Genomic DNA, 24817 nt, shown 5'->3' on the forward strand with positions numbered 1-24817 from the left:
CGATGTCTCCTAGAACGAGTGCCGGACGCCGATCATCGCGCCGGTCTGGCCGGTGCCCGCGGTGGGCGTCGTGCCGCCGCCGCCCGAGCTGACGGAGTAGCGCGCCTTCGCGCTGTTGGCGAGATACGAGGCTTGCGCGTAGACGGCGGTGCGCTTCGAGAGCAGATAGGTGGTGCGCAAGGTGCCCATCGTGGCGCGCGTGTCGTGCTGGGTGTTGACGATGCGATAGACCTCGCCGTCGACGATGAAAGCCGGCGTCACGAAGTACGACGCGCCGACGAAAAACAGATTCGAGCGCACGCTCGCGACCGTGCCCGCCGACGGCTCCACGCGTCGATTGAGCCAGCCGGCGCCGAGCTTCGCTTTGCCGATGTTCGCGTAGGCGCTGACGTGGGTGCGGATGTCCTTGTCGGCCGCGTTGACGATGCGGGCCGGCGTCACGCCGTCGAAGAAATTCGCCGCCGCGGTGCTGCCGCCGCGCTGCTCTTCATACGAGGCCGCGACGCCGAACAGCGGCGCGTCGTACTTCAGCATCACGGACCATTCGCGGCATTCGGTTGCATGACCCGCGACGGAACCGGTGCAGGTGCCTTGTCCCGGCGAATTGCCGGTGCCCGCCGAGTCGCGGCCGAACGAATAGTTCGCGCCGAACGTTACGCCCGCATAGTTGCCCATGTAGACCACCGAGTTGTCGGCGCGGGCGTTCGGCACGTAGGCGTCGAGCGAGCCGAGGCCGTAGATGTCGGGGCCGATCAGGTCCGCGCCCATCAAGGCAAGGTACGTCATCGTGTATTGGCGGCCGAACGAAAGCGTGCCATACGGACTCTTGATGCCGACGAACGCCTGGCGGCCGAACAGTCTGCCGCCCTGGCCGAGATCGCCACCGCGCACATTGAAGCCGCTTTCCAGCGTGAATACCGCGCTGTAGCCGCCGCCCAGATCTTCATTGCCGCGCAGTCCCCAGCGCGACGGGAATTCGCCGGTGATGCCGGGCATGCGGAAAACGCTCTTGCCCGCGGCGTTCGCGTGCGAGACGTATTCGATGCCCGTGTCGATGATGCCGTAGAGCGTCACGCTCGATTGGGCCGTTGCGGCGCCGCTGACGGCGCACAACGCGCCGCAAAGAAGAACACGTGCGGATGCTTGCATGAAGGGTGTCTCCAAACCGTTGATTGAATTTGTGTTGTTGTCGTTGATCGTTGCGCCGGCTTGCGCCGGATTGCGCGGCCGCTCAGTCGGCGCGCGGGCGGCGCAGCAACAGCAGCGCGGCCGCCGCCGCGATCAGCGTGACGGGAATGCTCGCGCCGATCACCGTCGACGAACTGCGGCCCATCGCCAGTAATTGACCCGCGGCGAGCGGGCCGACCACCGAGCCGATGCGGCCCACCGCGACCGCCGCGCCGACGCCGGTGCCGCGCATCGCCGTCGGATAGAACGCCGCGGACAGCGCGTACAGCACCGATTGCCCGCCGATCACGAACATGCCGGCGAAGAAGGCGGAGGCCGCGAGCGCGCCGAAGCCGGGCGCCATCGAGAGCGCGGTGAGCGACGCGATGATGCCGACATACATGCCCGCCACCACGGCGCCCGAGCGCATGCGATCCATCAACATGCCGATGCACAACGCGCCGATCCCGCCGCCGACGTTGAAGAAGATCTGCACGTAGCCGACCTGTGCGCGCGTCAAACCGCTCGCCGCCATCAGCGAGGGCAGCCAGTTGAGCAGGAAGTAAAGGACGATCAGCGTGCAGAAGTAGCTGATCCAGATCTGCACGGTGGACAAACCACGCGTGCCGCCGAACAGGACTTCGCCGACCGGCGCGGGCTTCGCGTGTCCGTCGTGCGAGGCCATCGTGAACGCTTTGGAATCCGCGAGAAACACCAGCAGCAGCGGCACCAGCAACAGCGGGCCCGCACCGCCGACATAGAAGATGTGACGCCACTCGGCATCGCCCGCGCTCATCAGGCCGATCACCGAGGCGATCACGCCGCCGAACGGAATGCCGCAATACATCACGCTGACCGCGGTGCTGCGCGAGCGCGGCTCGACCGCTTCCGACGACAAGGCGATCAGGTTCGGCAACGCACCGCCGAGGCCGATGCCCGTCAACACGCGCACGATCACCAGCATGTGGAAGTCGCTCACCAGCGCGGTCATGATCGAGAGCAGGCCGAACAGGCACGCGGAAATCACCAGCACGCGCTTGCGGCCGATGCGATCCGCGAGCCGTCCGCCGAACATCGCGCCGGGCAGCAAACCGAAAGTGCCGGCGCTGAACGCAAGCCCCATCTGCCCGACCGACAGACCGAACTCGCGCGCCATGCGCGGCGCCGCGACGCCGACCGATTGCAGGTCGAGCCCTTCGAGCAGCGCGACGGCAAAGCACAATCCGAGCGTGACCAGGGCGCTCGTCCGGCTGGATGTGGCGGGGGCGGCGGCGCCGTTGGTCGAAGGTAGTGTTCCGGCTCTTTTCACGTTAGCGATCCTTATCAAGATGCGTGGTTTTCCGGGTTCATTGAAGGACGGCTGCAATGGAGCGCCGTCTTGCTTGCCCGATAGAGGCATGAGCGGTACGTTTGCCCGCGTCGAAGTTCGCCTGGATCTCAGGCGGCTTCGGCGAAGCGGGATTCAGTTCACTGTCGAACTCGCGATGGCGTGCGCGTCGGCATACCCGTTGTGCACACCGATACGCCGCGCAGCGAACACCGCAGCGCGCAACGCATCGAGTCGATGCCCGCGTGGCTGTCCGATTGTTTCGAGGCGATGCGGCGCGTCTCCAAACGCTGCATCGTGGAGTGGATTTAATATCAGGTAGGCTGATAACACAAGCGCAAATCGTTCGGTGAAAACACCTAGCGATCTGGCGGCGCGGTTAATTTAACCGCGTAGATTACGAACGAAAGTTTCGAGGTGGGTTTGCAGGGCGCCGGCCGCTTCGAGTTCGATGCCCGCCATCATCTGCTTCTCGATTGTCTTGACGGCCTGCTCGCATTCGCGCAGCACGGCGCGTCCTTCGTCCGTCAATCGCAGCAGCACGATGCGGCCGTGGGTCGGGTCCGGCTCGCGGCTCACCCAGTTGCGGCTCGCCATCGCGTTCATGACTTCATTGGCGGATTGCGGCGTGATGAACGAGCGTTCGGCCACTTGCGCATTGGACGCCTGGCCCTTTGCCTCGAGTACGGACAGCGCGGTGAACTGCGCGAGCGTCAGACCGAGCGGCGCGAGCGCTTCGGTCATGCGCCGCCGCAGGATGCGGTCGAGACTGCCGATCACATAGGCGAGTCGCAGGCTGGGTCGGCGAGTGCGGGTGACAGCGGGCTCCGCGGGCGAATTCTGTTTTTTGCTCATTGTCGTCAGGAGATTCGGTCTATGCCGCATCTTAGCGCGCCTCGCCGCCGATTCCGCCGCTAGGGGTTTGCACCGAGCCGCCGATTTTCCGCTTTACATATCAGGCAGCCTGATATTAAATAAGCTCATCGGGCCGCTGCGGCGGTCAACGTTCATGGAGAAAACAGATGGGTTACGAAGGTCGCTGGAAAACCGTCAAGGTCGATGTCGCTGAGGGAATCGCGTGGGTGTCGCTCAATCGTCCCGAGAAACGCAACGCGATGAGCCCGACGCTCAACAAGGAAATGATCGAGGTTCTGGAAGCGGTCGAACTCGACGCGGAAGCGCAAGTTCTGGTGCTGACGGGCGAGGGCGACGCATGGACCGCCGGCATGGACCTGAAGGAGTATTTCCGCGAAGTCGACGCCGGCCCGGAAATCCTGCAGGAAAAGATTCGCCGCGATGCATGCCGCTGGCAATGGCAGTTGCTGCGCATGTACGCGAAGCCGACCATCGCGATGGTCAACGGCTGGTGTTTCGGCGGCGGCTTCTCGCCGCTGGTGGCGTGCGATCTCGCGATTGCCGCCGACGAAGCCGTGTTCGGCCTCTCCGAAATCAACTGGGGCATTCCGCCGGGCAATCTGGTGAGCAAGGCGATGGCCGACACCGTCGGGCATCGTCAGGCGTTGTACTACATCATGACGGGTGAAACATTCACGGGCCAGGAAGCGGCGCAGATGGGCCTCGTCAACAAGAGCGTGCCGCGTGCCGAACTGCGCGAAGCCACGCGCGTTCTCGCCGGCAAGCTGCTCGAAAAGAATCCGGTGGTGCTGCGCGCGGCCAAGAACGGCTTCAAGCGTTGCCGCGAACTCACGTGGGATCAGAACGAAGACTACCTGTACGCCAAGCTCGATCAGGCGCAGCATCGCGATCCTGAAGGCGGCCGCGAGCAGGGCCTGAAGCAGTTCCTCGACGACAAGGCGATCAAGCCGGGTTTGCAAACCTACAAGCGCTGATCGAGCGCGCGCGGATGCGCGCGAGAAAAGACAAGCGAGGAGACGAGCAACATGCATGAAGTGACGTTATTGATCGGCGGCGAGAGCCGCGGCGCGTCGGACGGCAAGACGTTCGAGCGCATCAATCCCGCGAGCGGCAAGCCTGCCTCGCGCGCGGCCGCGGCAACGCTCGCCGATGCCGACGCGGCAGTCGCCGCAGCCGCGCGGGCATTCCCGGCATGGTCGGCGCTCGCGCCGACGGAGCGCCGCAAGCGTCTGTTGGCCGCCGCCGATCTGATGGATGCGCGCACCGCGCAATTCATCGAAACCGGCGTCGCCGAAACCGGCGCGATGCCGAACTGGTACGGCTTCAATGTGATGCTGGCCGCCAACATGCTGCGCGAAGCCGCCGCCATGACCACGCAGATCGACGGCGACGTGATTCCCTCGGACGTGCCCGGCAGTCTCGCGATGGCGGTGCGTCAGCCGTGCGGCGTGGTGCTCGGCATGGCGCCGTGGAATGCGCCGGTGATTCTCGGCACGCGCGCGATCGCCATGCCGCTCGCGTGCGGCAATACAGTCGTGCTGAAGGCGTCGGAAGGCTGTCCGGGCGTGCATCGGCTGATTGGCGGCGTGTTGCAGGAAGCGGGCCTGGGCGAGGGCGTGGTGAACGTCATCACGCATTCCGCCGAAGACGCACCGGCGATCGTCGAGCGGCTGATTGCGCATCCGGCGGTACGGCGCGTCAACTTCACCGGCTCGACGCGGGTGGGGCGCATCGTCGCGCAACATGCCGCGCAGCATTTGAAGCCGGCTTTGCTCGAACTCGGCGGCAAGGCGCCGGTTGTCGTGCTCGACGATGCGGATCTCGATGCGGCCGTCGCCGGCATTGCGTTCGGCGCGTTCTTCAACCAGGGGCAAATCTGCATGTCCACTGAGCGCGTGATTGTCGACCGGAAGATCGCCGATGCGTTAGTGGAAAAGCTCGCGGCCAAGGCGCGCACTTTGAGAGCGGGCGATCCCGCTGCGGCGGATTCCGTGCTTGGCGTGCTCGAAAGCGCGGCTGCGGCGGGGCGCATCGAGGCGCTGGTCAAGGACGCGCATGAGAAGGGCGCAAGGCTGCCGGTCGGTTGTCATGTGGAGGGCGCGGTGATGCAGCCTGCGATAGTCGACGGTATAACGCCCGCGATGAAGCTATACGCCGAGGAATCCTTCGGTCCCGTGGTCACGGTGCAGCGTGTCGACGGCGACGATGAAGCGATTCGCGTCGCCAACGACAGCGAATACGGTTTGTCGGCAGCGGTATTCAGCCGCGATGTGTCGCGCGCGTTGAACGTGGCCAAGCGCATCGAATCGGGCATTTGCCATATCAACGGACCGACCGTGCACGACGAAGCGCAGATGCCGTTCGGCGGCGTGAAGAAGAGCGGCTATGGGCGCTTCGGCAGCAAGGCGTCGATTGCCGAATTCACGGACCTGCGCTGGATCACGATTCAAACCGGACCGCGGCACTATCCGATCTGATTCGCGTGCGGCTGATACGCTGCAATCAGAGCCGTATCAACGCATGGAGAAGGTGGCTCCGCCGCATGACGCAGAGCGCCCCCCGATGCCGTCATAGGCGGCGCGTAACAGGAGACAGGCTTTGCATTCCGAGCCAAAACAATCGAATGCCCCCGGCACGCCGACGCGCTATCGCGCCACGGCGATCGGTACTTCGTCGGTGCATGCGCAACGGCGCGGCGATACGTGGTATCTGCGCGCGGCCGAGCCGCTCGGCGAACATCCGCGGCGCATGACAGACCGGCTCGCGAGCGGTGCGCAAGCGCATCCCGAACGCTGGCTGGCGGCACGCCGCGGTATCGACGGCGAATGGATCGGCGTGAGCTATGCGAAGGCGTTGCAAAGCGCTCGCGCTATCGGGCAGGCTCTGCTGGCCCGCAATCTTTCCGTCGAGCGGCCGGTCGCGATTCTCTCCGGCAACGATCTCGAGCATCTGCAACTGGCGCTGGGCGCAATGTGGGCCGGCATTCCGTATGCGGCGATTTCGCCGGCCTATGCGCTGGCTTCGGGCGACTTCGGCAAACTGCGTCATACGATCGATCTGCTCACGCCGGGACTCGTTCTCGTCAGCGACTATGATGTGTTCGCCAGGGCCATCGCGGCGGTGGTGCCTGCCGACGTCGAAGTCGTATCGGTCAACGGACCACGCGAGGCGCGCGCGGCGCATAGCGTGACGTCGTTCGACGACCTGCTGAACACGACGCCCACCACCGTCGACTCGGTTCACGCAACGGTGAGCCCCGACACCATCGCCAAATTTCTCTTCACGTCGGGCTCGACCAAACTGCCCAAGGCCGTGCCGACCACGCACCGCATGCTGTGCAGCAACCAGCAGATGCTGCTCGAAACCTTTCCCGAGTTCGCGCGGGAAGCGCCGGTTCTGGTCGACTGGCTGCCCTGGAACCACACCTTCGGCGGCAGCCATAACGCCGGCATCGCGCTCTACAACGGCGGCACGATCTATATCGACGACGGCAAACCCGTCAACGGCAAGTTCGAGGAAACGTTGCGCAATCTGCGCGAAATCGCACCGACCATCTACTTCAATGTGCCGAAGGGTTGGGAAGAACTGGCGATCGCGCTGGAGCACGACGCGCAATTGCGTGAGACGTTTTTCTCGCGCGCGAAGGTGTATTTCTTTGCGGGCGCCGGCCTCTCGCAAGCCGCGTGGGACCGGCTGGAGCGGGTCACGGAAAAATACTGCGGCGAGCGCATTCGCATCATGGCGGGACTCGGCATGACCGAAACGTCGCCGTCATGCCTGTTCACCACGGGGCCGATCATGCGCGCCGGCTATGTCGGCTTGCCCGCGCCTGGCTGCGAGGTCAAGCTTGCGCCGGTCGGCGACAAACTCGAAGCGCGCTATCGCGGCCCGCACGTGATGGCCGGCTACTGGCGCGCGAACGCCGGCGAGTCGGACAACGCATTCGACGAGGAAGGCTACTTTTGCAGCGGCGACGCGTTGCGCTTTGTCGATGTCGAGCGGCCGGAACTCGGCTTGCTGTTCGACGGACGCATTGCCGAGGATTTCAAGCTGAGTTCGGGCACCTTCGTGAGCGTCGGTCCCATGCGGGCGCGTGTGATTTCCGAGGGCGCGCCCTATGTGCAAGACGTGGTGGTCGCCGGCATGAATCGCGACGACGTGGGCTTGCTGGTGTTTCCGCGACTCGCCGATTGCCGGCGTCTAGCGGGACTGCCCGAATCGGCGAGCGCGCGCGAAGTGGTGGAAGCGCCGGCGGTGCGGGCGCATTTCGCGGCTTTACTGGCGACGCTCAATCGCGGCGCGACCGGCGGCGCGACCACGATCGCGCGCCTGCGGCTCATGGACATCGCGCCGTCGCTCGATCTCGGCGAGATCACCGACAAAGGCTCGATCAATCAGCGCGCGGTGTTGACGCATCGGGCCGCGCTCGTCGAGGCGATGTACGATGCGGCGCGGCGCGATCCCGCGGTGATTTACGCGGTCGCGGGTGGCGCGGCGTAGTGCATGCGCCGGCGTGATCGGTGATCGGCTTGCGTTTCAGGGAACAAAAAGTGGCAGCCGCTGGTTCTGAAAGAGAACGGTCTACTGGGGTAGAAAAAGGCACTTAAGCAGAAGTGCTCGCAACAAAGTTGGCGCGGGTCAGCGTCAATCCGCTGCCGCGCGGCGAAAGCGCTTCGCCGTATACAATTCGGCAGCGCCTGATTTTTGCCCCTACTGACCTGATCCCACTCATGCCGAATCCGACCCGGGCCTTCCTTCTCGGTCCGCTCCTGAAAGGCGTTTCACGCTCCTTCTACCTTACGCTGCGCGTGCTGCCCGCCGGCATGCGCGACCCCATCGGCCTCGCGTATCTGTTGGCGCGCGCGGCAGATACGATCGCCGACACCTCGCTCATTTCGCCGGAACAGCGCCTTGCGCTGCTGCTGTCGTTGCGCGACCAGGTGAACGGCGCAGCCGACGACGGCGCGCTGATCCGGCGCATGGCCGCGGAAGTGGCGGGCCAGCAGGCGCAGTCGGATGAAAAGGTGCTGCTCGAATCGCTCGGACCCGCGCTCGAAGTCTTGTCGCAACTCAGCGAGCCCGATCGCAAGGCGGTGCGTGAGATCGTATCGACGCTGACCGAAGGCATGGAATTCGATCTTCGCACCTTCCCCGACGAACGTTCCGGCCGGATCGCCGCGCTGCGCGAATACGACGAACTGGATCGCTATACGTATCTGGTGGCGGGTTGCGTCGGCGAATTCTGGACCACGATGACTTATGCGCACATGCCCGGTACGCTGAAGGAACGGCCCGAGACGATAGCGCGCCGCGGCGTGCGTTTCGGCAAGGCGTTGCAGATGACCAACGTGCTGCGCGATTGCGGCAAGGACTTGCGGATCGGCCGCTGTTATCTTCCCGAGACGCTGCTGGTTCGCCACGGGCTGAGCGCGCAAGATCTGCTGCTGCCGGGCAACTCCATACGCGCGCGTCCGCTGCTGGTCGAACTGCTGCGCAAGACGCTCGATCATTTTCGTGACGCGCTGGACTACACGCTGGCGATTCCCGCGTTCTCCGTGCGTTTGCGGCTCGCCTGCTTGTGGCCGATTCTGATCGGTCTGGAGACGCTGCTGTTGCTGGTGGATAACGACGCCTGGCTCGATCCGCAGAAGGTCTCGAAAGTGCGACGCAATCGGGTGTATCAGATCATCGCGTCGTCGCTGTTCATGGTGCCTTCGAACGCGCTGGTGCGGAACTCGATCGAGCAGCGCATCAGACGGATCGAAGCGCGGCTCTGAACGTGGCGACATGAAGATGTAGCTAGCCCGGTGCGGAAACACCGATACGATGTGCACCCGGCTACTCGTTGAAAAATGAATCTTGGCTGGATGGTCGCCTAAGCCGCCGACAACGCCAGCCCAATCGCGCCGCAATCTCACTTGATTTAATCTGCATCATTGAAAGGCGATCGATCGGGAAACCCCTAACACCGTGCATCGGTGGTTCGCGTTAGTCTCTTCGACAGAGGAGGCGGACATGAGACAGGCTTTCAATATTGCCGTGGTGTTGCTGCTGGGCTATCTGCTAGCGGATAGGGCATTGATGCGCGCGCAAGCGGGCGAGACGGGAACGATAACCTGTCACCAGGGCGCGGAGATGGTCAAGGCTAACGCGTTGAAAAAAGGCTTCGGTGACGTCGGCGCCAGCAGTCAGGGGGAAAATTTCCTGTCGAGCTGTCTTGTCACCGGCCGTGGCGAAGTGGGCGGTCTGGTCGCACGCGACTGAGCGGTTCATTACACAGTGCATCACGGAGACACGCAGGCGGGCATCGCCAAAGATGCGCCGCGAAAAAGCGCCTGGACCGTGGAGATCCAGGCGAAGTCACCGGGAGCCCGATGACGGAGGTATCGAATAAACCGCTGGCCCGCGATCGCCATGCTCGGTCGCGGGCCAGTTCGTTTGAGTCAAAGCGCGCGTTTCATTAGCGCTCGCCTGGCGCAAGAGCTAGCGCTTATTGCCCGAAGTAAATCGACTTCTGTCCATTGGCGGCAGCCGCGCGGCCCACTTGCGACGAGCCGCCTGCCACACCACCGTAACCGCTTTGCGCCGGCTGTGCGGTGCCGTTTTGCGCATCGACGCGAGCTTGCGCGGCCTGAATGTCAGCCGGGTAGTGCGGGTCGTCGCGGCCCGGTTGATAACCGGCCTTTTCGAGTTGAATCAGTTCGGCGCGCACTTGCGCGCGGGTCACGGGCTGGTTGGACTGTGCAAACGAGGCAACGGGAGCGGCCAGTGCAGCGGCGATAACAACAGCTTGAATGAGCGATTTCATGATGAACTACCTCCAGTTCGGGTCTTTGTCGCGTTACGAACGGTGTTGTTCGTAACCAGTGAGTGCATTGTAGGTTTGCGACTTCGACGGAGTAACCACCGACTCAGGTAATCTTTGTTGCTGGATTTGAGACAAACCAGCGGCATCTTGTGATGGCAGGGCAGAGGCACGCGACAAGCTGCTGCGTCCTCGCGTGCTGTTTTCAATCGCCGCCTTCCACGCTGCAAAAACAAAAATGCCGTTCAGTCAGAGACCGAACGGCATTCGCTCACAATGCCCGCGTTCCACGCGGGCTCAAACCTGAAACCGATCGCTCAAACCACGGCCGGCCGCCACTTCAACAAGCGATGTTCGACGGCGGTCAACAGATAATCCGCGGCGAGTGCGACCACCGCCAGCACGATCATCGCCGCGAACACGCCGCTTGCGTTGAATGCGCCTTGCGCGGTGGAGATCAACAGGCCGATGCCCTGCTTGGAGCCGAGAAACTCGCCCACCACCGCGCCGACGAGAGCGAAGCCGAAGCTCACATGCAAGCTCGCAAGAATCCAGCTCAACGCCGACGGAATCACCACCGACGTCGTCACCTGGCGGCGCGACGCACCGAGAATCTGCGCATTGGCGATCATGAACCGGTCCGCTTCACGCACGCCCTGGAACGCGTTGGCGAACACGACGAAGAACACCATCACCACGGCAAGCGCCACTTTCGACGCCATCCCCAGACCCAGCGCGATCACGAACACCGAGCCGAGCACCACGCGCGGAATCGAGTTGGCGATCTTGATGTAGAGGCTGAACACGTCGGAGAGCAGCTTGTTGCGGCCAAGCACGATGCCGCAGAACACGCCCGCCACCGAGCCGATAAGGAAACCGAGCGCGGTTTCCTCGAGCGTCACCCATACCTGCGTCAGCAGCGGCCCTTGCGAAGTGCCGTTCACGAACCAGTCGACGATCTGATCGAAGATCGCGCTCGGCATCGAGAAGAAGAACGGGTCGATCCACTTCAGGCGCGCGGACAACTCCCAGCCGCCGAGCACCACCACCAGCACGACGATGCGCAGCGAAATCACCAGTGCATGGCGCTGCCGGATGCGTTTTTGCGCGACGCGTTCGACATGAGCGAGCGACGCGGCGTCGATGCCCGAAGGCATCATCTGTTCAGAGGTAGTCGTAGACATGTTTGCCGTTCCTTGATTAACCGATCTGCACTTCTTCGCGCAGGTCATGCCAGATGTCGCGCGAGATTTCGATAAAGCGTGGGTCGTAGCGGACCTCCGACGTGACGCGCGGACGCGGCAGATCGATTTCATACACTTTCTTCAGCGTGGCGGGGCGCGCGGTCAGCACGAACACGCGGTCGGCGAGCGCAATCGCTTCCTCCAGATCGTGCGTGACGAACACCACCGAGCCGGCGCCGGCCCACAGTTGCAGCAACTCGTCCTGCATCAGCGTGCGGGTTTGCATGTCGAGCGCCGAGAAGGGCTCGTCCATCAGCAGGATTTCGGGCCTGTTGATGAAGGTTTGCGCGAGCGCCACGCGCTTTCTCATGCCGCCGGAGAGTTGATGCGGGTAGTGCTTGCCAAACTTGTCGAGGCCCACGCGGCGCAGCCATTCATTGGCTTCGTCGTACGCGGCGGATTTCGAACGACCGCGATACAGCGGACCGGCCGCCACGTTGTCGAGCACCGAGCGCCACGGGAACACGGCGTCCGCCTGAAACACGAAGCCGATGCGCGGATCGATGCCGTCGACCGGCGCGCCCATCACGCGCACTTCGCCGGTGGTGGGCTTCAGCAAGCCGGTGATCATGCTGAGCGTGGTCGACTTGCCGCAACCCGTCGGGCCGACAATCGCGACGAATTCGCCGCGCGCCACCGACATGCTGAAGTCGCGCAACGCGATCGTCGCCTTGCCGTCGGGAGAAATGAAACGGCACGATACGTTGCGCATCTCGATAGCTGGCGTATCGCGTGACATGGATGGATTCATCGGCTGGGGCCTCGCTGTTCTCGTGATGTGTCTCGTGATGTCGAAGGGGTGTTACTTCGCCGCGGTTTTGACCGGCGCCGACACGTAGTCGTTGGTGTACGTCTTGGCGAGGTCGATATGCTTGCCCTTCACCGACGGATTGAATGCCGACAATACTTTCAGCACCGTGTCGGGGCCGTCGGCGGGCATCTTGCCGTCCTTCGTGAACATCGGCAGCGACGCCTTCAGCGCGCCGACATAGAGGTCCTTGTTGTTGCCGTAATAGTCCTTCGGCATCTTCGCGGCGATCTCCTCGGCGCTATGCGTCGCAATGAAGTTCAGCGTCTTCGCGAACGCATGCGAGAGTTTCGCGGCGTCGTCCTTGTGCGACTCGGCCCACGCGCGCTGCACGTAGAAGCTCGAAGCCGGATAGGTTCCGCCGAGCGCGGCGCGCGTGCCTTCCAGCGTGCGCATGTCGACCAGCACCTTGGCGTCGCCGGTCTTCAGCAGTTGCGAGACGGTCGGCTCGGTCGTCATGCCCGCGTCGATGCGGCTTTGCTTGATGGCCGCGATAAAGCTGTTGTCCGCGCCCACCGGCAGCAACGTGTACTGCGAGCTCGGCACGCCGCCGCGTTGCGCGAGATATTGTGTGAGGAAGCTCGTCGACGAACCGAGGCCGGTCACGCCGAGCGTCTTGCCCTTGACGTCGGCCATGCTCTTGAGCGTGCCCGCGGCCTTGGTGGAGACCATCTCCACCTCGCCCGGCACCTGGCCGAAAATCACCAGCGCCTCCACTTCCTTGCCCTTGCTCTGCAGATCGATGGTGTGGTCGTAGAAACCCACCACGCCTTGCACCGCGCCCGCGAGCAGTTCGTTTTCCGCGTCGACGCCCGCCGGTTGCGAGAGGATTTCGACGTCGAGGCCTTCGTCCTTGAAGTAGCCGAGCTGCTCGGTGAGCTTGGCCGGCAGATAGATGATCTTGGTGGCGCCGCCGACCATGATCGTCAGCTTCTCGGCATGAGCGGCAGCCGAGGCGGCGGCAAGGGTGAACGCAACACCTGACACAGCGGCAATCTGGCGCAAGGTACGCATGAAGCAGTCTCCGTAGGTTTGTCGCCGCTGGGTGGAAAATGCGGCGCTTTCTGGGTGAATGGAGGCGAGTATAGAAATCGCAAACCTTCTGCCAGCTTTCGGGGACGTGGCTAAATCATGGGTGTTAACCCGAAAACCCGCCGAGAACCCGCCGAGAGACTTGCCGCGAATACTCGAAGGCCTGCCGCGAACCCCATGCGGTGCGCGCAAAGCCCTTGTTTTACGGCACAATCGACGATCTGACTTTCGCGTTCCCGCCATGAAGCTGCTGCTCATCGAAGACAATCCCACGCTCGCGCACTGGCTCGCCAGGATGCTGGAACAGGAGGCGTTCGCGCTCGACGCGGTGCAGGACGGCGACTCCGCCGACCGTCTATTGCGCACGAATCATTACGACGTGATTCTGCTCGACCTCAATCTGCCGCAACTGTCCGGCAAGAACGTGCTGCGCCGTCTGCGTCAGCGCGGCGACTCGACGCCGGTGCTGATCCTGACGGCGAGCGGCTCCATCGACGAAAAGGTGGAACTGCTCGGCGCCGGCGCGGACGACTACCTCGTCAAGCCGTTCGAAGTGCGCGAGCTGGTCGCGCGCATCAAGGTGGCGATCCGCCGCCAGTCACCCTCGAAGGCGAGCGAGGTGGTGTGCGGCGATCTCGCGTTCGACATCGACACGCGCCAGTTCACGCTGAAGGGCGCGCCGCTGAACGTCACGCCGCGCGAGCGTTCGGTGCTCGAAACGCTGATCCTGCGTCTGGGCAAAACGGTGACGAAGCCCGCGCTGGTCGACGCGATCTTCACGCTCGCGGACGAACCGAGCGAGGACGCGGTGGAAATCTACATCTCGCGGCTGCGCAAGAAACTCGACGGCAGTTCGGCGGCGATCGTCACGTTGCGCGGGCTCGGCTACCTGTTGCGCAAGAAAGAAGATGACCAATAGCTTGCGCGTGCGTTTGTTGTGGTGGCTGCTCGTGCCGCTCGCGCTATACGTGTTCGTCACCGGCAAGGCCGAATACGACAATGCGCGGCGCACCGCGGATCTGGTGCAGGATAACCAGTTGATTTCGTCGGCGCGCATGATCGCGGGCGAAGTGCAATGGGTGGACGGCTTCCTGCGCGTGGACGTGCCGCCCGCCGCGCTCGAAATATTCGCGTCGCCTTATCGCGACCAGGTGTTCTACAGCGTGAGCGTCGACGATGGCCGCCTGCTCGCGGGCACGCCCGACTTCCCGCCGCGCCCGGCGCAGCGCCCCGATACCCCCGATCATTACGACGCCGCTTTGCAAGGCCGTGCCGTGCGCGCGGTCGGCCTCGTTCGTCTCATGTACGACAATGGCGTGACGCGCCGCGTGCGCGTGACGGTCGGCAAGACCGTGCGCTCGCGCGATGCGATGGCGCAGGAATTGTGGCAGCCGCAACTCGTGCGGCAGATCGAAATGATCGCGCTGGCGGTGGCGCTGGTTTGCATCGGCCTCACGTTCGAATTGCGGCCCTTGATGAAAGTGAAGGACGAGGTCGCCGACCGCGATCCGATGCAACTGGAGCCGATTCGCGTCGAGCGCCTGCATACGGAGTTGCGGCCGATCGTCGAGGCGATCAATCAGTGCATTGCGCGGCTCGGCGTGCAAGTCGCCGCGCAACGGCGCTTCATTGCCGACGCCGCCCACCAGTTGCGCACGCCGCTCACGCTGCTCGGCACGCAATTGCAGTTCGCGCGTCAGCAGGACGGCTTGAATCCCGCACTCGACGAAGCGCTCGCGGCCATGCATCGCAGCAATCGTTCGATGGTCGGGCTGACCAACAAGCTGCTGTTGCTGGCGCAGGCCGAAGCCGCCGACAACACGCAACTGGCCGTTGAAACCGTGGACCTCGTCGCGCTCGCCATGGAAGTGGTGGAAGACCTGGCGCTGCTCGCGCAGGCTCGGGACATCGACCTGGGTGCGGAATTGAGCGGCGTTGCGCCGGTGGCCGGGCATCGCGGCATGCTTCAGGCGCTGATCGCCAACCTGGCCGAGAACGCGATCCGTTATACGGGCAGCGGCGGCCATGTCACGGTTGCGGTGCATGCCGGCGCCGATACGGTCAGCGTGAGCGTGCTGGACGACGGCCCCGGCATTCCGGCCGAGTCGCGCGGCCGCGTGTTCGAACCGTTCTTCCGCGCGTCGACGGATACGGAAGGCACGGGGCTCGGCCTCGCGATCGTGCGCGAGATCGCGGACGCGCATCATGGCGAGATCACGCTCAAGCCGGGCGAAGGCGGCAAGGGCGTGCACGTGACGGTGTCGTTTCCGCGCGCCAAGGCGCAGCGGGCGGAGAAGGTTTAAAAGTTTGAATCGCCCATCGAGCGCTTCTCGCGGATGCGCGATAGGAAGGAGACACTCACACAATGCGCAACGCTTCACTGAGCTTTTCGCGCGCGTTCCATGCGGCAGTCGCGGCGTTTTTCACACTCTTTCTGCTGGCTCCGGCGGCGTCCGCGCAGGACGATGCGCCCGGGAAAGTCGCGATCATGGTGGGTGGCATCACCAAGCTCATCTATCTTCCCGTGTACCTGACGGAGCAGCTTGGCTACTTCAAGGCCGAAGGTCTCGACGTGGAACTGCTGTCGCAAACGGCGGGCGTCGACGCGGAGAATGAATTGCTGGCGGGCGCGGTGCAAGGGGTGGTGGGTTTCTACGACCACACCATCGTTTTGCAGAGCAAGGGCAAGGAGGTAAAGAGCATCGTCGTGCTCGGCCAGGTGCCCGGCGAAGTGGAAATGGTGTCGGCGAGAGCCGCCGATTCGATCAAAAGCATGGCCGACGTCAGGGGCAAGACGCTCGGCGTGACCGGGCTCGGTTCGTCGACCAATTTTCTGACGCAGTATCTGGCGAGACTCGAGGGCGTGCCGAACTCGCAATACACGGTGCTGCCGGTGGGCGCGGACAACAGCTTTATCGCGGCGATCAGGCAAGGCCGCATCGACGCGGGCATGACGACCGAGCCGACCGTGTCGCAACTGCTCAAATCCGGCGATGCGAGGATTCTCGTGGACATGCGCAACGTCGAGGGCACGCGTGCCGCGCTCGGCGGCACGTATCCGGCTTCCAGCCTGTACGTGCAGAGCGCATGGCTCGATACGCACCCGCGGGAAGCAGCCAAACTCGCGCGTGCTTTCGTGAGGACGCTGCAATACCTGCATACGCACAGCGCCGAGGAAATCGCCGCGCGGATGCCGAAGAACTTCATCGGCAACGACAAGGCGCTTTATGTCAGCGCATTGAAGGCGTCGTTGCCGATGTTCACGGTCGACGGCAGGATGCCGGCCGACGGCCCGCGCACCGTGCTCAAGGTGCTGTCGGGTTTCAATCCCTCGGTGAAGGGGCGCCATGTCGATCTGTCGAGAACGTTCACCAATCAGTTCGTCGACGAAGTGAAGCCCTAAGCTGGATGCGTGCGTATCGCGAGACCGCGGCAACGCCCGCCTTGTAATAACGCCCAGCGCGAGATCAAAACGCGGCGCTGTAAATCGCCAATGCATCGTCCTCGGTGAGCGACCGGGGATTGTTGACCAGCAGCCGCGTTTGCAACATGGCGTCGCTCGCCATCCGTTCGAGTCCGCTGCGTTCGATGCCGACATCGCGCAGCCGCGCCGGAATCGCCGTCGCGGCGATCATCTGTTCGAGCCGTTCGATCAGCGCCTGCGTCTTGCTGGCGGCGCTGCCGGTCGCGCCCGGCATGATCACGTCCGCGAGTTCCGCATACAGATGCGCCGCCGCCTCGGCGTTAAACCGCAACACGTGTGGCAGCACGAGCGCATTCGAAAGACCGTGCGGCACGTGGTAAATGCCGCCGATCGGATACGCGAGCGCATGCACCGCGGCCACCGGCGAATTGGCAAACGCCTGGCCCGCGAAGGTCGCGCCGAGCAGCATGGCTTCGCGCGCCTCGCGGTTCTGGCCGCTCTCGCACGCGGGCAGCAGATTGCGCGACAACAGTTCGAGCGCTTTCACCGCGAGCATGTCGGAGATCGGGTTCTTCAGATGCGCGGACGTGTACGCCTCGATTGCATGCACCATCGCGTCGATGCCGGTTGCGGCGGTCGCGGCCCTGGGCAGGCCGAGCGTGAGTTCGGCGTCGAGAATCGCCAGATCGGCGATCAACTGCGGGGCGACCACGCCCATTTTCTTCGCCTCGCCAACCGTCACGATCGACACGGCCGTCACTTCCGAACCGGTGCCCGCGGTGGTCGGCATCTGCACGAGCGGCAGGCGGGAGACCACGATCTTGTTCACGCCGTACATGTCGGCGAGTGTTTGCTGTTCCTGTGGAGCCAGCACGGCGATCAGCTTCGCCACGTCCATCGACGAGCCGCCGCCCAGGCCCAGCACGATCTGCACACCCGCCGTCCGCGCGCGCGAAGTTGCTTCGAGCACGATGTGTTCGGGCGGATCGGCGATTACGTCGTCGATTACGGTGGCGTTCCAGCCGTGCGCGGCGAGGTCGGCGAGCGCGGGATTCAGGAGCCCGCTCTTGTGAAGGAAAGCGTCGGTGACGACGCACAGGCGCGTAAGCGCTGGAAATTGCGCGCGCAATAGAGCGCCGAGCCGGCGCGCGGCGCCGAACTCGACCAGCATGGTCGGCACGGTCTGGAAGCGGAATGCGTTCGTCATTTAGCGTCTCCTTGCATCGCATGGCTCGCGGCGTGGCGCCGATCGGGCTGCGGAATGGTGTTTTTTGCGGCGGTAGAGGCTCGCAGCCTCGCGGGAAAAATGCGGGAAGCGAGAGCCTGAGCGCAGGCGTTAGTTGTACCAGATTCGGATCGGCTGCTCGCGTGCCTTTGATGTTGCGCGGTTGGATTAAGCGGGCAAACGAGGCGGGCGAACGAAGCGGCCAACTACGGCGGTGAAGCGCCCAAACACAACGAACGCGGCCATATAAAGCCGACGGGCGAGCGCCAAAACCATGCGATTCAGCAGGACATTCGAGGTCTTTGTTGAGAACGGTTCGCATTTGGGCTAGATTGATGCCCTGTCCTTTGAGAACGCGGAGCGAATTCATGGCCGAAGTGCTGATTCGACGGGAGCCTTGGGCAACGACACCCACGCCGGTTCTCGATGCCGGAACCGCCTGTCCGCCCGCGTTTCAAGCCGGCTCGCGCGACGCAGCCGGCACGAGCGGTCCGCAAGCCGCATGCCTCGCTTGTTTCGGCGCGCCGCCGACCCCATCGCTCACGCAAAAGGATCCCCTATGACCACGCTTTCGATGCCGCAGCCCATGCTTGCCGATCTCTCGATCGAGCCGGGACTGCCGACCGTCGTCTCGCCGCGCGCCGGCGCGGAGATTTCTCTGCAAGCGGCTGCGCCGCTGCTGCATGCGATCGTCGACGACACGCTCGAGCACGCGGGCGGCGTGCTGTTCACCGGCTTTCGCGTGGACTCGATAGATACCTTTCAAAGCTTCGCGGGCTCGTTCGGGCATCCGCTGATCGGCTATGAATTCGCGTCGACGCCGCGCAGTCAGGTGGCGGGGGCGGTCTACACGTCGACCGAATATCCGCCGCATCGCTCGATTCCGTTGCATAACGAGCAGTCGTACACGCGCGAATGGCCGCTGCGTATCTGGTTTCACTGCGCGCTCGCCGCGCGTGCGGGCGGCGCGACGCCGATTGCGGACAGCCGCGCGATCCACGGCGCGCTCGATCCGGCGCTCGTCGCGCGCTTTGCCAAACGTGAGCTGCTTTACGTGCGCAACTTCGGGCAAGGGCTCGATCTGCCGTGGGAGCAGGCTTTCGGCTCGGATGATCCGCGCGTGGTCGAGCGCATTTGCCGGACTCGCGGCATCGAATGCGAATGGCGCGACAGCGACGACGGCGAACTGCTGTTGCGCACGCGCGAACGCTGCCAGGCGGTGGCGCGTCATCCGCGCACGGGCGAGCTTGTCTGGTTCAACCAGGCAAATCTGTTCCACCTGTCATCGCTCGACGAGGACATGCAGGAGGCGCTGATCGATTCGGTCGGGCTCGAAAACGTGCCGCGCAATGTCTATTACGGCGACGGCGAGCCGCTGGAGGCCGAGGCGCTTGCCGAAATCCGCGGCGTGCTCGATCAGCAGCGGATCGTGTTTCCCTGGCGGACGGGCGACGTGCTGATGCTCGACAACATGCTGACCGCGCACGCGCGCGATCCGTTCGAAGGACCGCGCAAGGTCGTCGTGGCGATGGCGCAGAGTTACAGCGAAGGCCGGGACCGGGGATAAGCGGTCACGCGGACGGCCGCGCCAGCGGCTCGAAGCGCTCGTCGTGGGATTTCGCGGGACTTGCTCCGCTGGTCCGGGCGCGGCTCGGAACGCCCCCGGCGCGACCAATGGCCCAGGCGGCCAATATACGAGCAATTCGCAGCCGGGCATCGGTTTCACCGCCCAAGTCCTCTATAAGACATCTGAATTTCGGCATAGGGTATTCGCCTGAAAGCCTTATCTGGCGGGGCTTTGGCCTGTCGGGCATGTTTCCGGGATATGTTTGTTTAGCAGCGAGTCGAGGAAAACGCGCATATACTCTCGGTCGGGCCGTAAAAAGTAGTGCTGCGGGTTGCGCTGCGTTTTTGCTGCTTCGTCGCGAATTCGCTGGCTCAGCGCTACCCACGCTCTGTCCCTCACTTCACCTAGCAAAGCATTGAACATGTCCACACCGCCGAAGATCATCTACACCCTGACCGACGAAGCCCCCGCGCTGGCGACTTACTCGCTGCTGCCGATCGTCAAGGCGTTCACGCGCTCGTCCGACGTGATCGTTGAAACGCGCGATATCTCGCTTGCCGGCCGGATCATCGCTGCATTTCCGGACTACCTGACCGCGGAACAGAAGGGCTCCGACGATCTGGCGGAACTGGGCGGACTCACCACGCGTCCCGAAGCGAACATCATCAAGCTGCCGAACATCAGCGCGTCGGTGCCGCAACTGAAGGCGGCGATCACCGAACTGCGCGATCAGGGCTACAAGCTGCCGTCCTATCCTGACGAAGCGAAAACCGACGCGGAAAAAGACGTCAAGGCGCGCTACGACAAGATCAAGGGCAGCGCCGTCAACCCGGTGCTGCGCGAAGGCAATTCGGACCGCCGCGCGCCGTTGTCGGTGAAGAACTACGCGCGCAAGCATCCGCACAAGATGGGCGCATGGTCGGCTGATTCCAAGTCGCACGTCTCGCACATGAGCGGCGGCGATTTCTACGGCAGCGAAAAGTCCGCGCTCATCGCGGCAGCGGGCAGCGTGAAGATCGAACTGGCGGCCGCGGACGGCAGCAAGACGGTCCTGAAAGAAAAGACGGCGGTGCAGGCGGGCGAGATAATCGACGCTTCGGTGCTCTCCAGGAATGCGCTGCGCAGCTTCATCGAAGCGGAAATCGCCGATGCGAAGAGCAAGGGCGTGCTGTTCTCGGTGCACCTGAAAGCCACCATGATGAAGGTGTCGGATCCGATCATCTTCGGTCACGTGGTCTCGGTGTTCTACAAAGACGTGCTCACCAAGCATGCCGACGCGCTCGCGCAAGCCGGCTTCAACCCGAACAACGGTATCGGCGATCTGTACGCGCGCCTGAAAGACCTGCCGGCGGAAACGCGTGAAGCGATCGAGGCGGACATCAAGGCGCAGTACGAACAGCGCCCGCCGCTCGCCATGGTCAACTCGGACAAGGGCATCACCAGCCTGCACGTGCCGAGCGACGTGATCGTCGACGCCTCCATGCCGGCCATGATTCGCGAGTCGGGCAAGATGTGGGGCGCGGACGGCGCGCTGCACGACGCCAAGGCGGTGATTCCGGACCGTTGCTACGCCGGCGTCTACCAGGCTGTGATCGAAGACTGCAAGAAGAACGGCGCTTTCGACCCGGTCACGATGGGCACGGTGCCGAACGTCGGCCTGATGGCGCAAGCCGCCGAAGAATACGGTTCACACGACAAGACGTTCCAGATTCCGGCGAACGGCGTGGTCCGCGTGATCGACGCAGCCGGCACGGTGCTGCTCGAACAAGCGGTGGAAGCCGGCGACATCTGGCGCATGTGCCAGGTCAAGGACGCACCGGTCCAGGATTGGGTCAAGCTCGCGGTGAACCGCGCGCGCGCCACCAATACGCCGGCCGTGTTCTGGCTCGACTCCGCTCGCGCCCATGATGCGCAGATCATCAAGAAGGTCGAGCAGTACCTGAAGGACCACGACACCAGCGGTCTGGACATCCGTATCATGACGCCGGTCGAAGCCACGAAGTTCTCGCTGGAGCGTATCCGCGCCGGCAAAGACACGATCTCGGTGACCGGCAACGTGCTGCGCGACTATCTGACCGACCTGTTCCCAATCATGGAACTTGGCACCAGCGCGAAGATGCTGTCGATCGTCCCGCTCATGGCCGGTGGCGGCATGTTCGAAACGGGCGCGGGCGGTTCGGCGCCGAAGCACGTTCAGCAACTGGTCGAGGAAGGCTTCCTGCGTTGGGATTCGCTCGGCGAATTCCTGGCGTTGGCTGCGTCGCTCGAACATTTGAGCAACGCGTACCACAACCCGAAGGCGCAGATTCTGGCGAAAACGCTGGATCAGGCAACCGGCAAGTTCCTCGACAACGACAAGTCGCCGGCACGCAAGGTGGGCGGTCTCGACAATCGCGGCAGCCACTTCTACCTCGCGATGTACTGGGCTGAAGCGCTGGCCGCTCAAACCGAGGACGCCGCGCTGCAGGCGCAGTTCGCCGGCGTGGCGAAGGCCATGGCCGACAACGAAGCAAAGATTCTCGTGGAGTTGGCTGCGGCGCAAGGCAAGCCGGTGGATATCGGCGGTTACTACCGTCCGAATGTCGAGCTCACGAGCAAGGCCATGCGCCCGAGCGCCACGCTGAACAAGATCGTGGATGCGGTTGCCTAAGCCGTGAAGTAACGCATTGAAGCAGGCAGTAGATATGACGATGGCGCTCTCGAGCGCCATCGTCGTTTCAGCCTTCAGGTGATGGCCGGTCATGCCGGGCATCACACGTGAACGATTTCCCAGTCGCTGAGTTTTTCCGGAATTTCCAGCGTCGACGTGTCCACCTCGGACAGATGCGGGCAGGTCAAGCCGCGGGCGACTTCATCGGCAGCCTGTTGCGGGCTGGAAAACTCTCCGAGCGTCTCGTTGCCGTAGGTTGCTTCCCAACCGCCGTGCCCCGGCAAAATGTAGAACGCTCCCTGGGTCGAGCCAAAGCGAAAGCCTTTCATTTTTAGTCTCCCAATTGCCAATTAAAAACCGCGAGGTCGGGGCGGCTTCCTGCGTTCGGCCGGAGACGGCGTGACTGCGCTTTTGTCTCGTCTACCCGGCTTGACCACTTGAACCGCCGACTCATGTAAAGGAGTCTACGTCAGCGGGCAGCGGCGCAAGCCGGTGTTCGACGGCTAATTCCATCTAAAAATATCGTTTAAAAATAAGGGTTTGCAGGCTTTGTTCCGCGATGTGCAACGTGGGGCGGCATTGCGAAATGGCCGGTTTGTGCCACGCACCACGATTTTTTACGAAGCAATGGCTCATGCCGCATCGTGAAATATTGGCGTCTTGCGGGGGAAGCGTTGCAGCGCGAAAGCAAAGCCATGCGGCTTGCCATCGCCGTCCGCGATCAGAAAAGCAAACGGCGCAGAAAGCCGAGCATTACGCCGTTGAATTGAGCCGGCCTCTGTAGCGGCGCGAAATGGCTCACGCCCGGCAACAGAACGAACTCCGCATCTGGAATGCTCTGCGCGAGATAGTCGGCGTGTTCCCGCTTGATGAACTCGTCGTGCTCGCTCAGCACGACCGCGACGGGCACCTCGATCCGAGCCAGATCGTGAGCGCCGTAGTTAGGTTCGGTCTTCATCATCTCGCTGACCGCGCCGACGAATGCGTCGAAGTCGCGAGGCGTCGCGGAGAGTTGCGCATAGTCCTTGGCGTGCCGGCTGAAGCAGCGATCGATCACCGGTGTCGGCACGAATTCCTTCGTGCCGCTCGGGTCCATGTTGCAGCCGAAGAAGAACACCCCCGCAACGCGCTCGGGAGCCGTGATGCCCAGCACCATCGCGATGCAGGCGCCGTCGCTCCAGCCCACCTTGGCGGCGCGCGCGATTTGCAGCGCATCCATGACGGCGAGTACGTCGGATGCCATCAACTCGTATTTGTAAGGCCGCGCGTCGCGCGTGCTGCGGCCGTGGCCGCGGCTGTCGACGACCACCACACGATGTCCCGCGCCTAGCAGCGCCGGCACCTGGTAGCCCCAGTTGCCGCTGTGCCCCAGGCCGCCGTGCAGCAGAATCACCGGCGCGCCGACGCCATATGACGCGTACCAGATGCGCGCCCCTTCATGCTCGACGTAGCCATGATCGTTCGAGACGGGCAGCGGCGGCGCGCCGTGTGCTTCGAACTGCTCGAGGTTGTCGTCGTGGGATTCCGTGGTGGGTTCCATCGCTGTTGTCTCCGCTGCCGTTGGAGCCGCCAGATAATCGCGCGGAACGACTTATTGCCCGCCCGGTTTGCTCAACTCGTGCGCGCGGCGCAGTCTTTCGCGGCTGTTGCTCAAATGCATGCGCATGGCGGCGCGCGCGTCGTCCGGGTCCTGACGTTCTATCGCCCGATAAATCATCTGATGCTCGTTGAGTACGTTGCGCAGGTGCTCGATATGGTCGAGCTCCGCGATCTCCGCCGAGCCGAGCCGCGTGCGCGGACTCACGGACCGTCCGAGTTGACTGAGCACATCGAAGAAATAGCGATTGCCGCTGGCGCGCGCGATCTGCAGATGGAACTCGATGTCGTGCGCGAGCGTGTCGGTGCTGCCGCGCTCGAGTTCCGCTTCGAACCGCTCCAGCGCGCCGCGGATCTGCTTGAGATTCTGCTCGGTGCGGCGTGCCGCGGCGAGCGCCGCCGAGGCGGCCTCCACGTCGATACGGAATTCGATGATCGCCATCGCGTCCAGCATGTTGGACAGATCGGCGGTGGGCAACTGCATGGTTTTTTCCGCGGACGGCGCCAGCACGAATGTGCCGATGCCGTGACGCGTCTCCACCACCTTGGCCGCCTGGAGGCGCGAAATTGCCTCGCGGACCACGGAGCGGCTCACCGAGAGCTGCTTCATCATTGCGACTTCGGTGGGGATGCGGTCTCCCGGCCTCAGCGCGCCGCGGCGGATTTCATCGGAAAGGGTGGCCACCACCTTCTCAGTTAGGCTGCTCATTGCTGGGACTTGTTGGCTAATCGACTGGAAATGCGCAGGACGCGCGGGCGAGCGGCGTCATTGGACGGCTCAACGTCGCCATCATAACTGGGAACGACGCGTGCATCGCGACGCGGGTTCTCGGCTGGAAATGAGCCGAGGGGCTGCAAAGGCCCGAGGGCGGATGGTAGCAGAATCGCAAATGTCATCGGACGTCTTAGTTCGAGGTGTTTTCCATTGTCGCGTGTCGCAATAGGGAGCCTTAGCCCGTATGAAGGCAGGGTAAACACCGCATTGGAATCGTTGTATCGAAAATTGTAGACTGTCGTCGGACAACGTATCACGAATTCGGCGAGCGCCATTTCCACCAGGACACCGGCCGCGTGACGTGACATCAGGCCGCTTGAC

21 protein-coding genes are annotated in these 24817 nt (G+C 63.6%); 10 read left to right on the forward strand and 11 right to left on the reverse strand.

The features are described 5' to 3' along the window. Nucleotides 1–9 precede the first annotated feature (9 nt). The 3 genes from ACOCG7_RS01825 to ACOCG7_RS01835 all read right to left on the reverse strand — a co-directional run bounded on the left by ACOCG7_RS01825 (nt 10) and on the right by ACOCG7_RS01835 (nt 3358). Nucleotides 10–1149 (reverse strand): porin, encoded by a 1140-nt coding sequence (locus ACOCG7_RS01825; RefSeq protein ID WP_114163974.1) that lies wholly within the window; start codon nt 1147–1149, stop codon nt 10–12. 82 nt (nt 1150–1231) lie between these two features. Beyond that, nucleotides 1232–2404 carry a 3-(3-hydroxy-phenyl)propionate transporter MhpT gene (mhpT, locus tag ACOCG7_RS01830; protein WP_244220122.1) on the reverse strand — a complete coding sequence of 391 codons (1173 nt, stop codon included), beginning with the start codon at nt 2402–2404 and terminating at the stop codon, nt 1232–1234. Between the two features lie 474 nt (nt 2405–2878). Beyond that, the gene (locus ACOCG7_RS01835) at nt 2879–3358 is read right to left on the reverse strand and encodes a MarR family winged helix-turn-helix transcriptional regulator (protein WP_374709801.1); all 480 of its coding nucleotides are present in this window, start codon (nt 3356–3358) and stop codon (nt 2879–2881) included. A gap of 158 nt (nt 3359–3516) precedes the next feature. On the opposite strand from ACOCG7_RS01835, the gene ACOCG7_RS01840 reads away from it, so the two are divergent. The 5 genes from ACOCG7_RS01840 to ACOCG7_RS01860 all read left to right on the forward strand — a co-directional run bounded on the left by ACOCG7_RS01840 (nt 3517) and on the right by ACOCG7_RS01860 (nt 9634). After that, entirely contained in the window at nt 3517–4344 is an 828-nt protein-coding gene (locus ACOCG7_RS01840; RefSeq protein ID WP_073428706.1) for a p-hydroxycinnamoyl CoA hydratase/lyase, read from the forward strand. A gap of 51 nt (nt 4345–4395) precedes the next feature. Beyond that, complete coding sequence (locus ACOCG7_RS01845; RefSeq protein ID WP_073428705.1) at nt 4396–5847, forward strand: aldehyde dehydrogenase; 1452 nt, start codon at nt 4396–4398, stop codon at nt 5845–5847. A gap of 121 nt (nt 5848–5968) precedes the next feature. After that, nucleotides 5969–7870 carry a feruloyl-CoA synthase gene (locus ACOCG7_RS01850; protein WP_421376622.1) on the forward strand — a complete coding sequence of 634 codons (1902 nt, stop codon included), beginning with the start codon at nt 5969–5971 and terminating at the stop codon, nt 7868–7870. Nucleotides 7871–8100: 230 nt separating this feature from the next. Further along, nucleotides 8101–9147 (forward strand): phytoene/squalene synthase family protein, encoded by a 1047-nt coding sequence (locus ACOCG7_RS01855; RefSeq protein ID WP_421376624.1) that lies wholly within the window; start codon nt 8101–8103, stop codon nt 9145–9147. A 238-nt stretch (nt 9148–9385) separates the two neighbouring features. Continuing rightward, a complete protein-coding gene (locus ACOCG7_RS01860; RefSeq protein WP_073428703.1) occupies nt 9386–9634 on the forward strand; it encodes a hypothetical protein in 249 nt (82 codons plus the stop codon). A gap of 226 nt (nt 9635–9860) precedes the next feature. On the opposite strand, the gene ACOCG7_RS01865 is transcribed toward ACOCG7_RS01860, so the two are convergent. The 4 genes from ACOCG7_RS01865 to ACOCG7_RS01880 form a co-directional block, all read right to left on the reverse strand. After that, the gene (locus ACOCG7_RS01865) at nt 9861–10178 is read right to left on the reverse strand and encodes a DUF4148 domain-containing protein (protein WP_073428702.1); all 318 of its coding nucleotides are present in this window, start codon (nt 10176–10178) and stop codon (nt 9861–9863) included. Between the two features lie 314 nt (nt 10179–10492). Then, complete coding sequence (locus ACOCG7_RS01870) at nt 10493–11335, reverse strand: ABC transporter permease (protein ID WP_421377671.1); 843 nt, start codon at nt 11333–11335, stop codon at nt 10493–10495. Nucleotides 11336–11375: 40 nt separating this feature from the next. Beyond that, entirely contained in the window at nt 11376–12170 is a 795-nt protein-coding gene (locus tag ACOCG7_RS01875; RefSeq protein WP_073428700.1) for an ABC transporter ATP-binding protein, read from the reverse strand. Nucleotides 12171–12221: 51 nt separating this feature from the next. Next, nucleotides 12222–13241: an ABC transporter substrate-binding protein gene (locus tag ACOCG7_RS01880; protein ID WP_073428699.1), complete on the reverse strand. Its 1020-nt coding sequence runs from the start codon at nt 13239–13241 to the stop codon at nt 12222–12224. 259 nt (nt 13242–13500) lie between these two features. On the opposite strand from ACOCG7_RS01880, the gene ACOCG7_RS01885 reads away from it, so the two are divergent. From ACOCG7_RS01885 to ACOCG7_RS01895, 3 genes are all read left to right on the forward strand, one after another. After that, nucleotides 13501–14178: a response regulator gene (locus tag ACOCG7_RS01885; protein WP_073428698.1), complete on the forward strand. Its 678-nt coding sequence runs from the start codon at nt 13501–13503 to the stop codon at nt 14176–14178. Further along, a complete protein-coding gene (locus ACOCG7_RS01890; protein WP_083082213.1) occupies nt 14168–15562 on the forward strand; it encodes a sensor histidine kinase in 1395 nt (464 codons plus the stop codon). Before ACOCG7_RS01885 ends, ACOCG7_RS01890 begins: the two co-directional genes overlap by 11 nt. 62 nt (nt 15563–15624) lie before the next feature. Continuing rightward, complete coding sequence (locus tag ACOCG7_RS01895; protein ID WP_083082226.1) at nt 15625–16662, forward strand: ABC transporter substrate-binding protein; 1038 nt, start codon at nt 15625–15627, stop codon at nt 16660–16662. Between the two features lie 64 nt (nt 16663–16726). Here ACOCG7_RS01895 and ACOCG7_RS01900 read toward each other — a convergent pair whose 3' ends face one another. Continuing rightward, complete coding sequence (locus ACOCG7_RS01900) at nt 16727–17890, reverse strand: iron-containing alcohol dehydrogenase (RefSeq protein WP_083082229.1); 1164 nt, start codon at nt 17888–17890, stop codon at nt 16727–16729. A 577-nt stretch (nt 17891–18467) separates the two neighbouring features. Between ACOCG7_RS01900 and ACOCG7_RS01905 the strand changes: the two genes are divergently transcribed. Both ACOCG7_RS01905 and ACOCG7_RS01910 read left to right on the forward strand, forming a co-directional pair. Then, a complete protein-coding gene (locus ACOCG7_RS01905; protein WP_421376629.1) occupies nt 18468–19475 on the forward strand; it encodes a TauD/TfdA family dioxygenase in 1008 nt (335 codons plus the stop codon). A 421-nt stretch (nt 19476–19896) separates the two neighbouring features. Next, on the forward strand, nt 19897–22125 hold the full coding sequence (locus ACOCG7_RS01910) for an NADP-dependent isocitrate dehydrogenase (RefSeq protein WP_073428693.1): 2229 nt from the start codon (nt 19897–19899) through the stop codon (nt 22123–22125). A gap of 101 nt (nt 22126–22226) precedes the next feature. Here the strand turns inward: ACOCG7_RS01910 and ACOCG7_RS01915 are convergent, their stop codons facing one another. The 3 genes from ACOCG7_RS01915 to ACOCG7_RS01925 all read right to left on the reverse strand — a co-directional run bounded on the left by ACOCG7_RS01915 (nt 22227) and on the right by ACOCG7_RS01925 (nt 24430). Beyond that, nucleotides 22227–22454: a hypothetical protein gene (locus tag ACOCG7_RS01915; protein WP_073428692.1), complete on the reverse strand. Its 228-nt coding sequence runs from the start codon at nt 22452–22454 to the stop codon at nt 22227–22229. A gap of 392 nt (nt 22455–22846) precedes the next feature. Then, nucleotides 22847–23665 carry an alpha/beta fold hydrolase gene (locus ACOCG7_RS01920; protein ID WP_083082233.1) on the reverse strand — a complete coding sequence of 273 codons (819 nt, stop codon included), beginning with the start codon at nt 23663–23665 and terminating at the stop codon, nt 22847–22849. 51 nt (nt 23666–23716) lie between these two features. After that, nucleotides 23717–24430, reverse strand: coding sequence for a FadR/GntR family transcriptional regulator (locus tag ACOCG7_RS01925; protein WP_073428690.1), 714 nt, complete (start codon nt 24428–24430; stop codon nt 23717–23719). Nucleotides 24431–24817: the final 387 nt, after the last annotated feature.

Origin of the sequence: Paraburkholderia sp. DD10, from assembly GCF_049177125.1 — a bacterium.
Lineage (GTDB): Bacteria > Pseudomonadota > Gammaproteobacteria > Burkholderiales > Burkholderiaceae > Paraburkholderia > Paraburkholderia terricola.

Coding starts and splice junctions, on each gene's coding strand:
- ACOCG7_RS01825 (WP_114163974.1), bottom strand. CDS start 1,149: ATGCAAGCATCCGCACGTGTTCTTCTTTGCGGCGCGTTGTGCGCCGTC.
- ACOCG7_RS01840 (WP_073428706.1), top strand. CDS start 3,517: ATGGGTTACGAAGGTCGCTGGAAAACCGTCAAGGTCGATGTCGCTGAG.
- ACOCG7_RS01845 (WP_073428705.1), top strand. CDS start 4,396: ATGCATGAAGTGACGTTATTGATCGGCGGCGAGAGCCGCGGCGCGTCG.
- ACOCG7_RS01855 (WP_421376624.1), top strand. CDS start 8,101: ATGCCGAATCCGACCCGGGCCTTCCTTCTCGGTCCGCTCCTGAAAGGC.
- ACOCG7_RS01860 (WP_073428703.1), top strand. CDS start 9,386: ATGAGACAGGCTTTCAATATTGCCGTGGTGTTGCTGCTGGGCTATCTG.
- ACOCG7_RS01865 (WP_073428702.1), bottom strand. CDS start 10,178: ATGAAATCGCTCATTCAAGCTGTTGTTATCGCCGCTGCACTGGCCGCT.
- ACOCG7_RS01870 (WP_421377671.1), bottom strand. CDS start 11,335: ATGATGCCTTCGGGCATCGACGCCGCGTCGCTCGCTCATGTCGAACGC.
- ACOCG7_RS01875 (WP_073428700.1), bottom strand. CDS start 12,170: ATGAATCCATCCATGTCACGCGATACGCCAGCTATCGAGATGCGCAAC.
- ACOCG7_RS01880 (WP_073428699.1), bottom strand. CDS start 13,241: ATGCGTACCTTGCGCCAGATTGCCGCTGTGTCAGGTGTTGCGTTCACC.
- ACOCG7_RS01885 (WP_073428698.1), top strand. CDS start 13,501: ATGAAGCTGCTGCTCATCGAAGACAATCCCACGCTCGCGCACTGGCTC.
- ACOCG7_RS01890 (WP_083082213.1), top strand. CDS start 14,168: ATGACCAATAGCTTGCGCGTGCGTTTGTTGTGGTGGCTGCTCGTGCCG.
- ACOCG7_RS01895 (WP_083082226.1), top strand. CDS start 15,625: ATGCGCAACGCTTCACTGAGCTTTTCGCGCGCGTTCCATGCGGCAGTC.
- ACOCG7_RS01900 (WP_083082229.1), bottom strand. CDS start 17,890: ATGACGAACGCATTCCGCTTCCAGACCGTGCCGACCATGCTGGTCGAG.
- ACOCG7_RS01905 (WP_421376629.1), top strand. CDS start 18,468: ATGACCACGCTTTCGATGCCGCAGCCCATGCTTGCCGATCTCTCGATC.
- ACOCG7_RS01910 (WP_073428693.1), top strand. CDS start 19,897: ATGTCCACACCGCCGAAGATCATCTACACCCTGACCGACGAAGCCCCC.
- ACOCG7_RS01915 (WP_073428692.1), bottom strand. CDS start 22,454: ATGAAAGGCTTTCGCTTTGGCTCGACCCAGGGAGCGTTCTACATTTTG.
- ACOCG7_RS01920 (WP_083082233.1), bottom strand. CDS start 23,665: ATGGAACCCACCACGGAATCCCACGACGACAACCTCGAGCAGTTCGAA.
- ACOCG7_RS01925 (WP_073428690.1), bottom strand. CDS start 24,430: ATGAGCAGCCTAACTGAGAAGGTGGTGGCCACCCTTTCCGATGAAATC.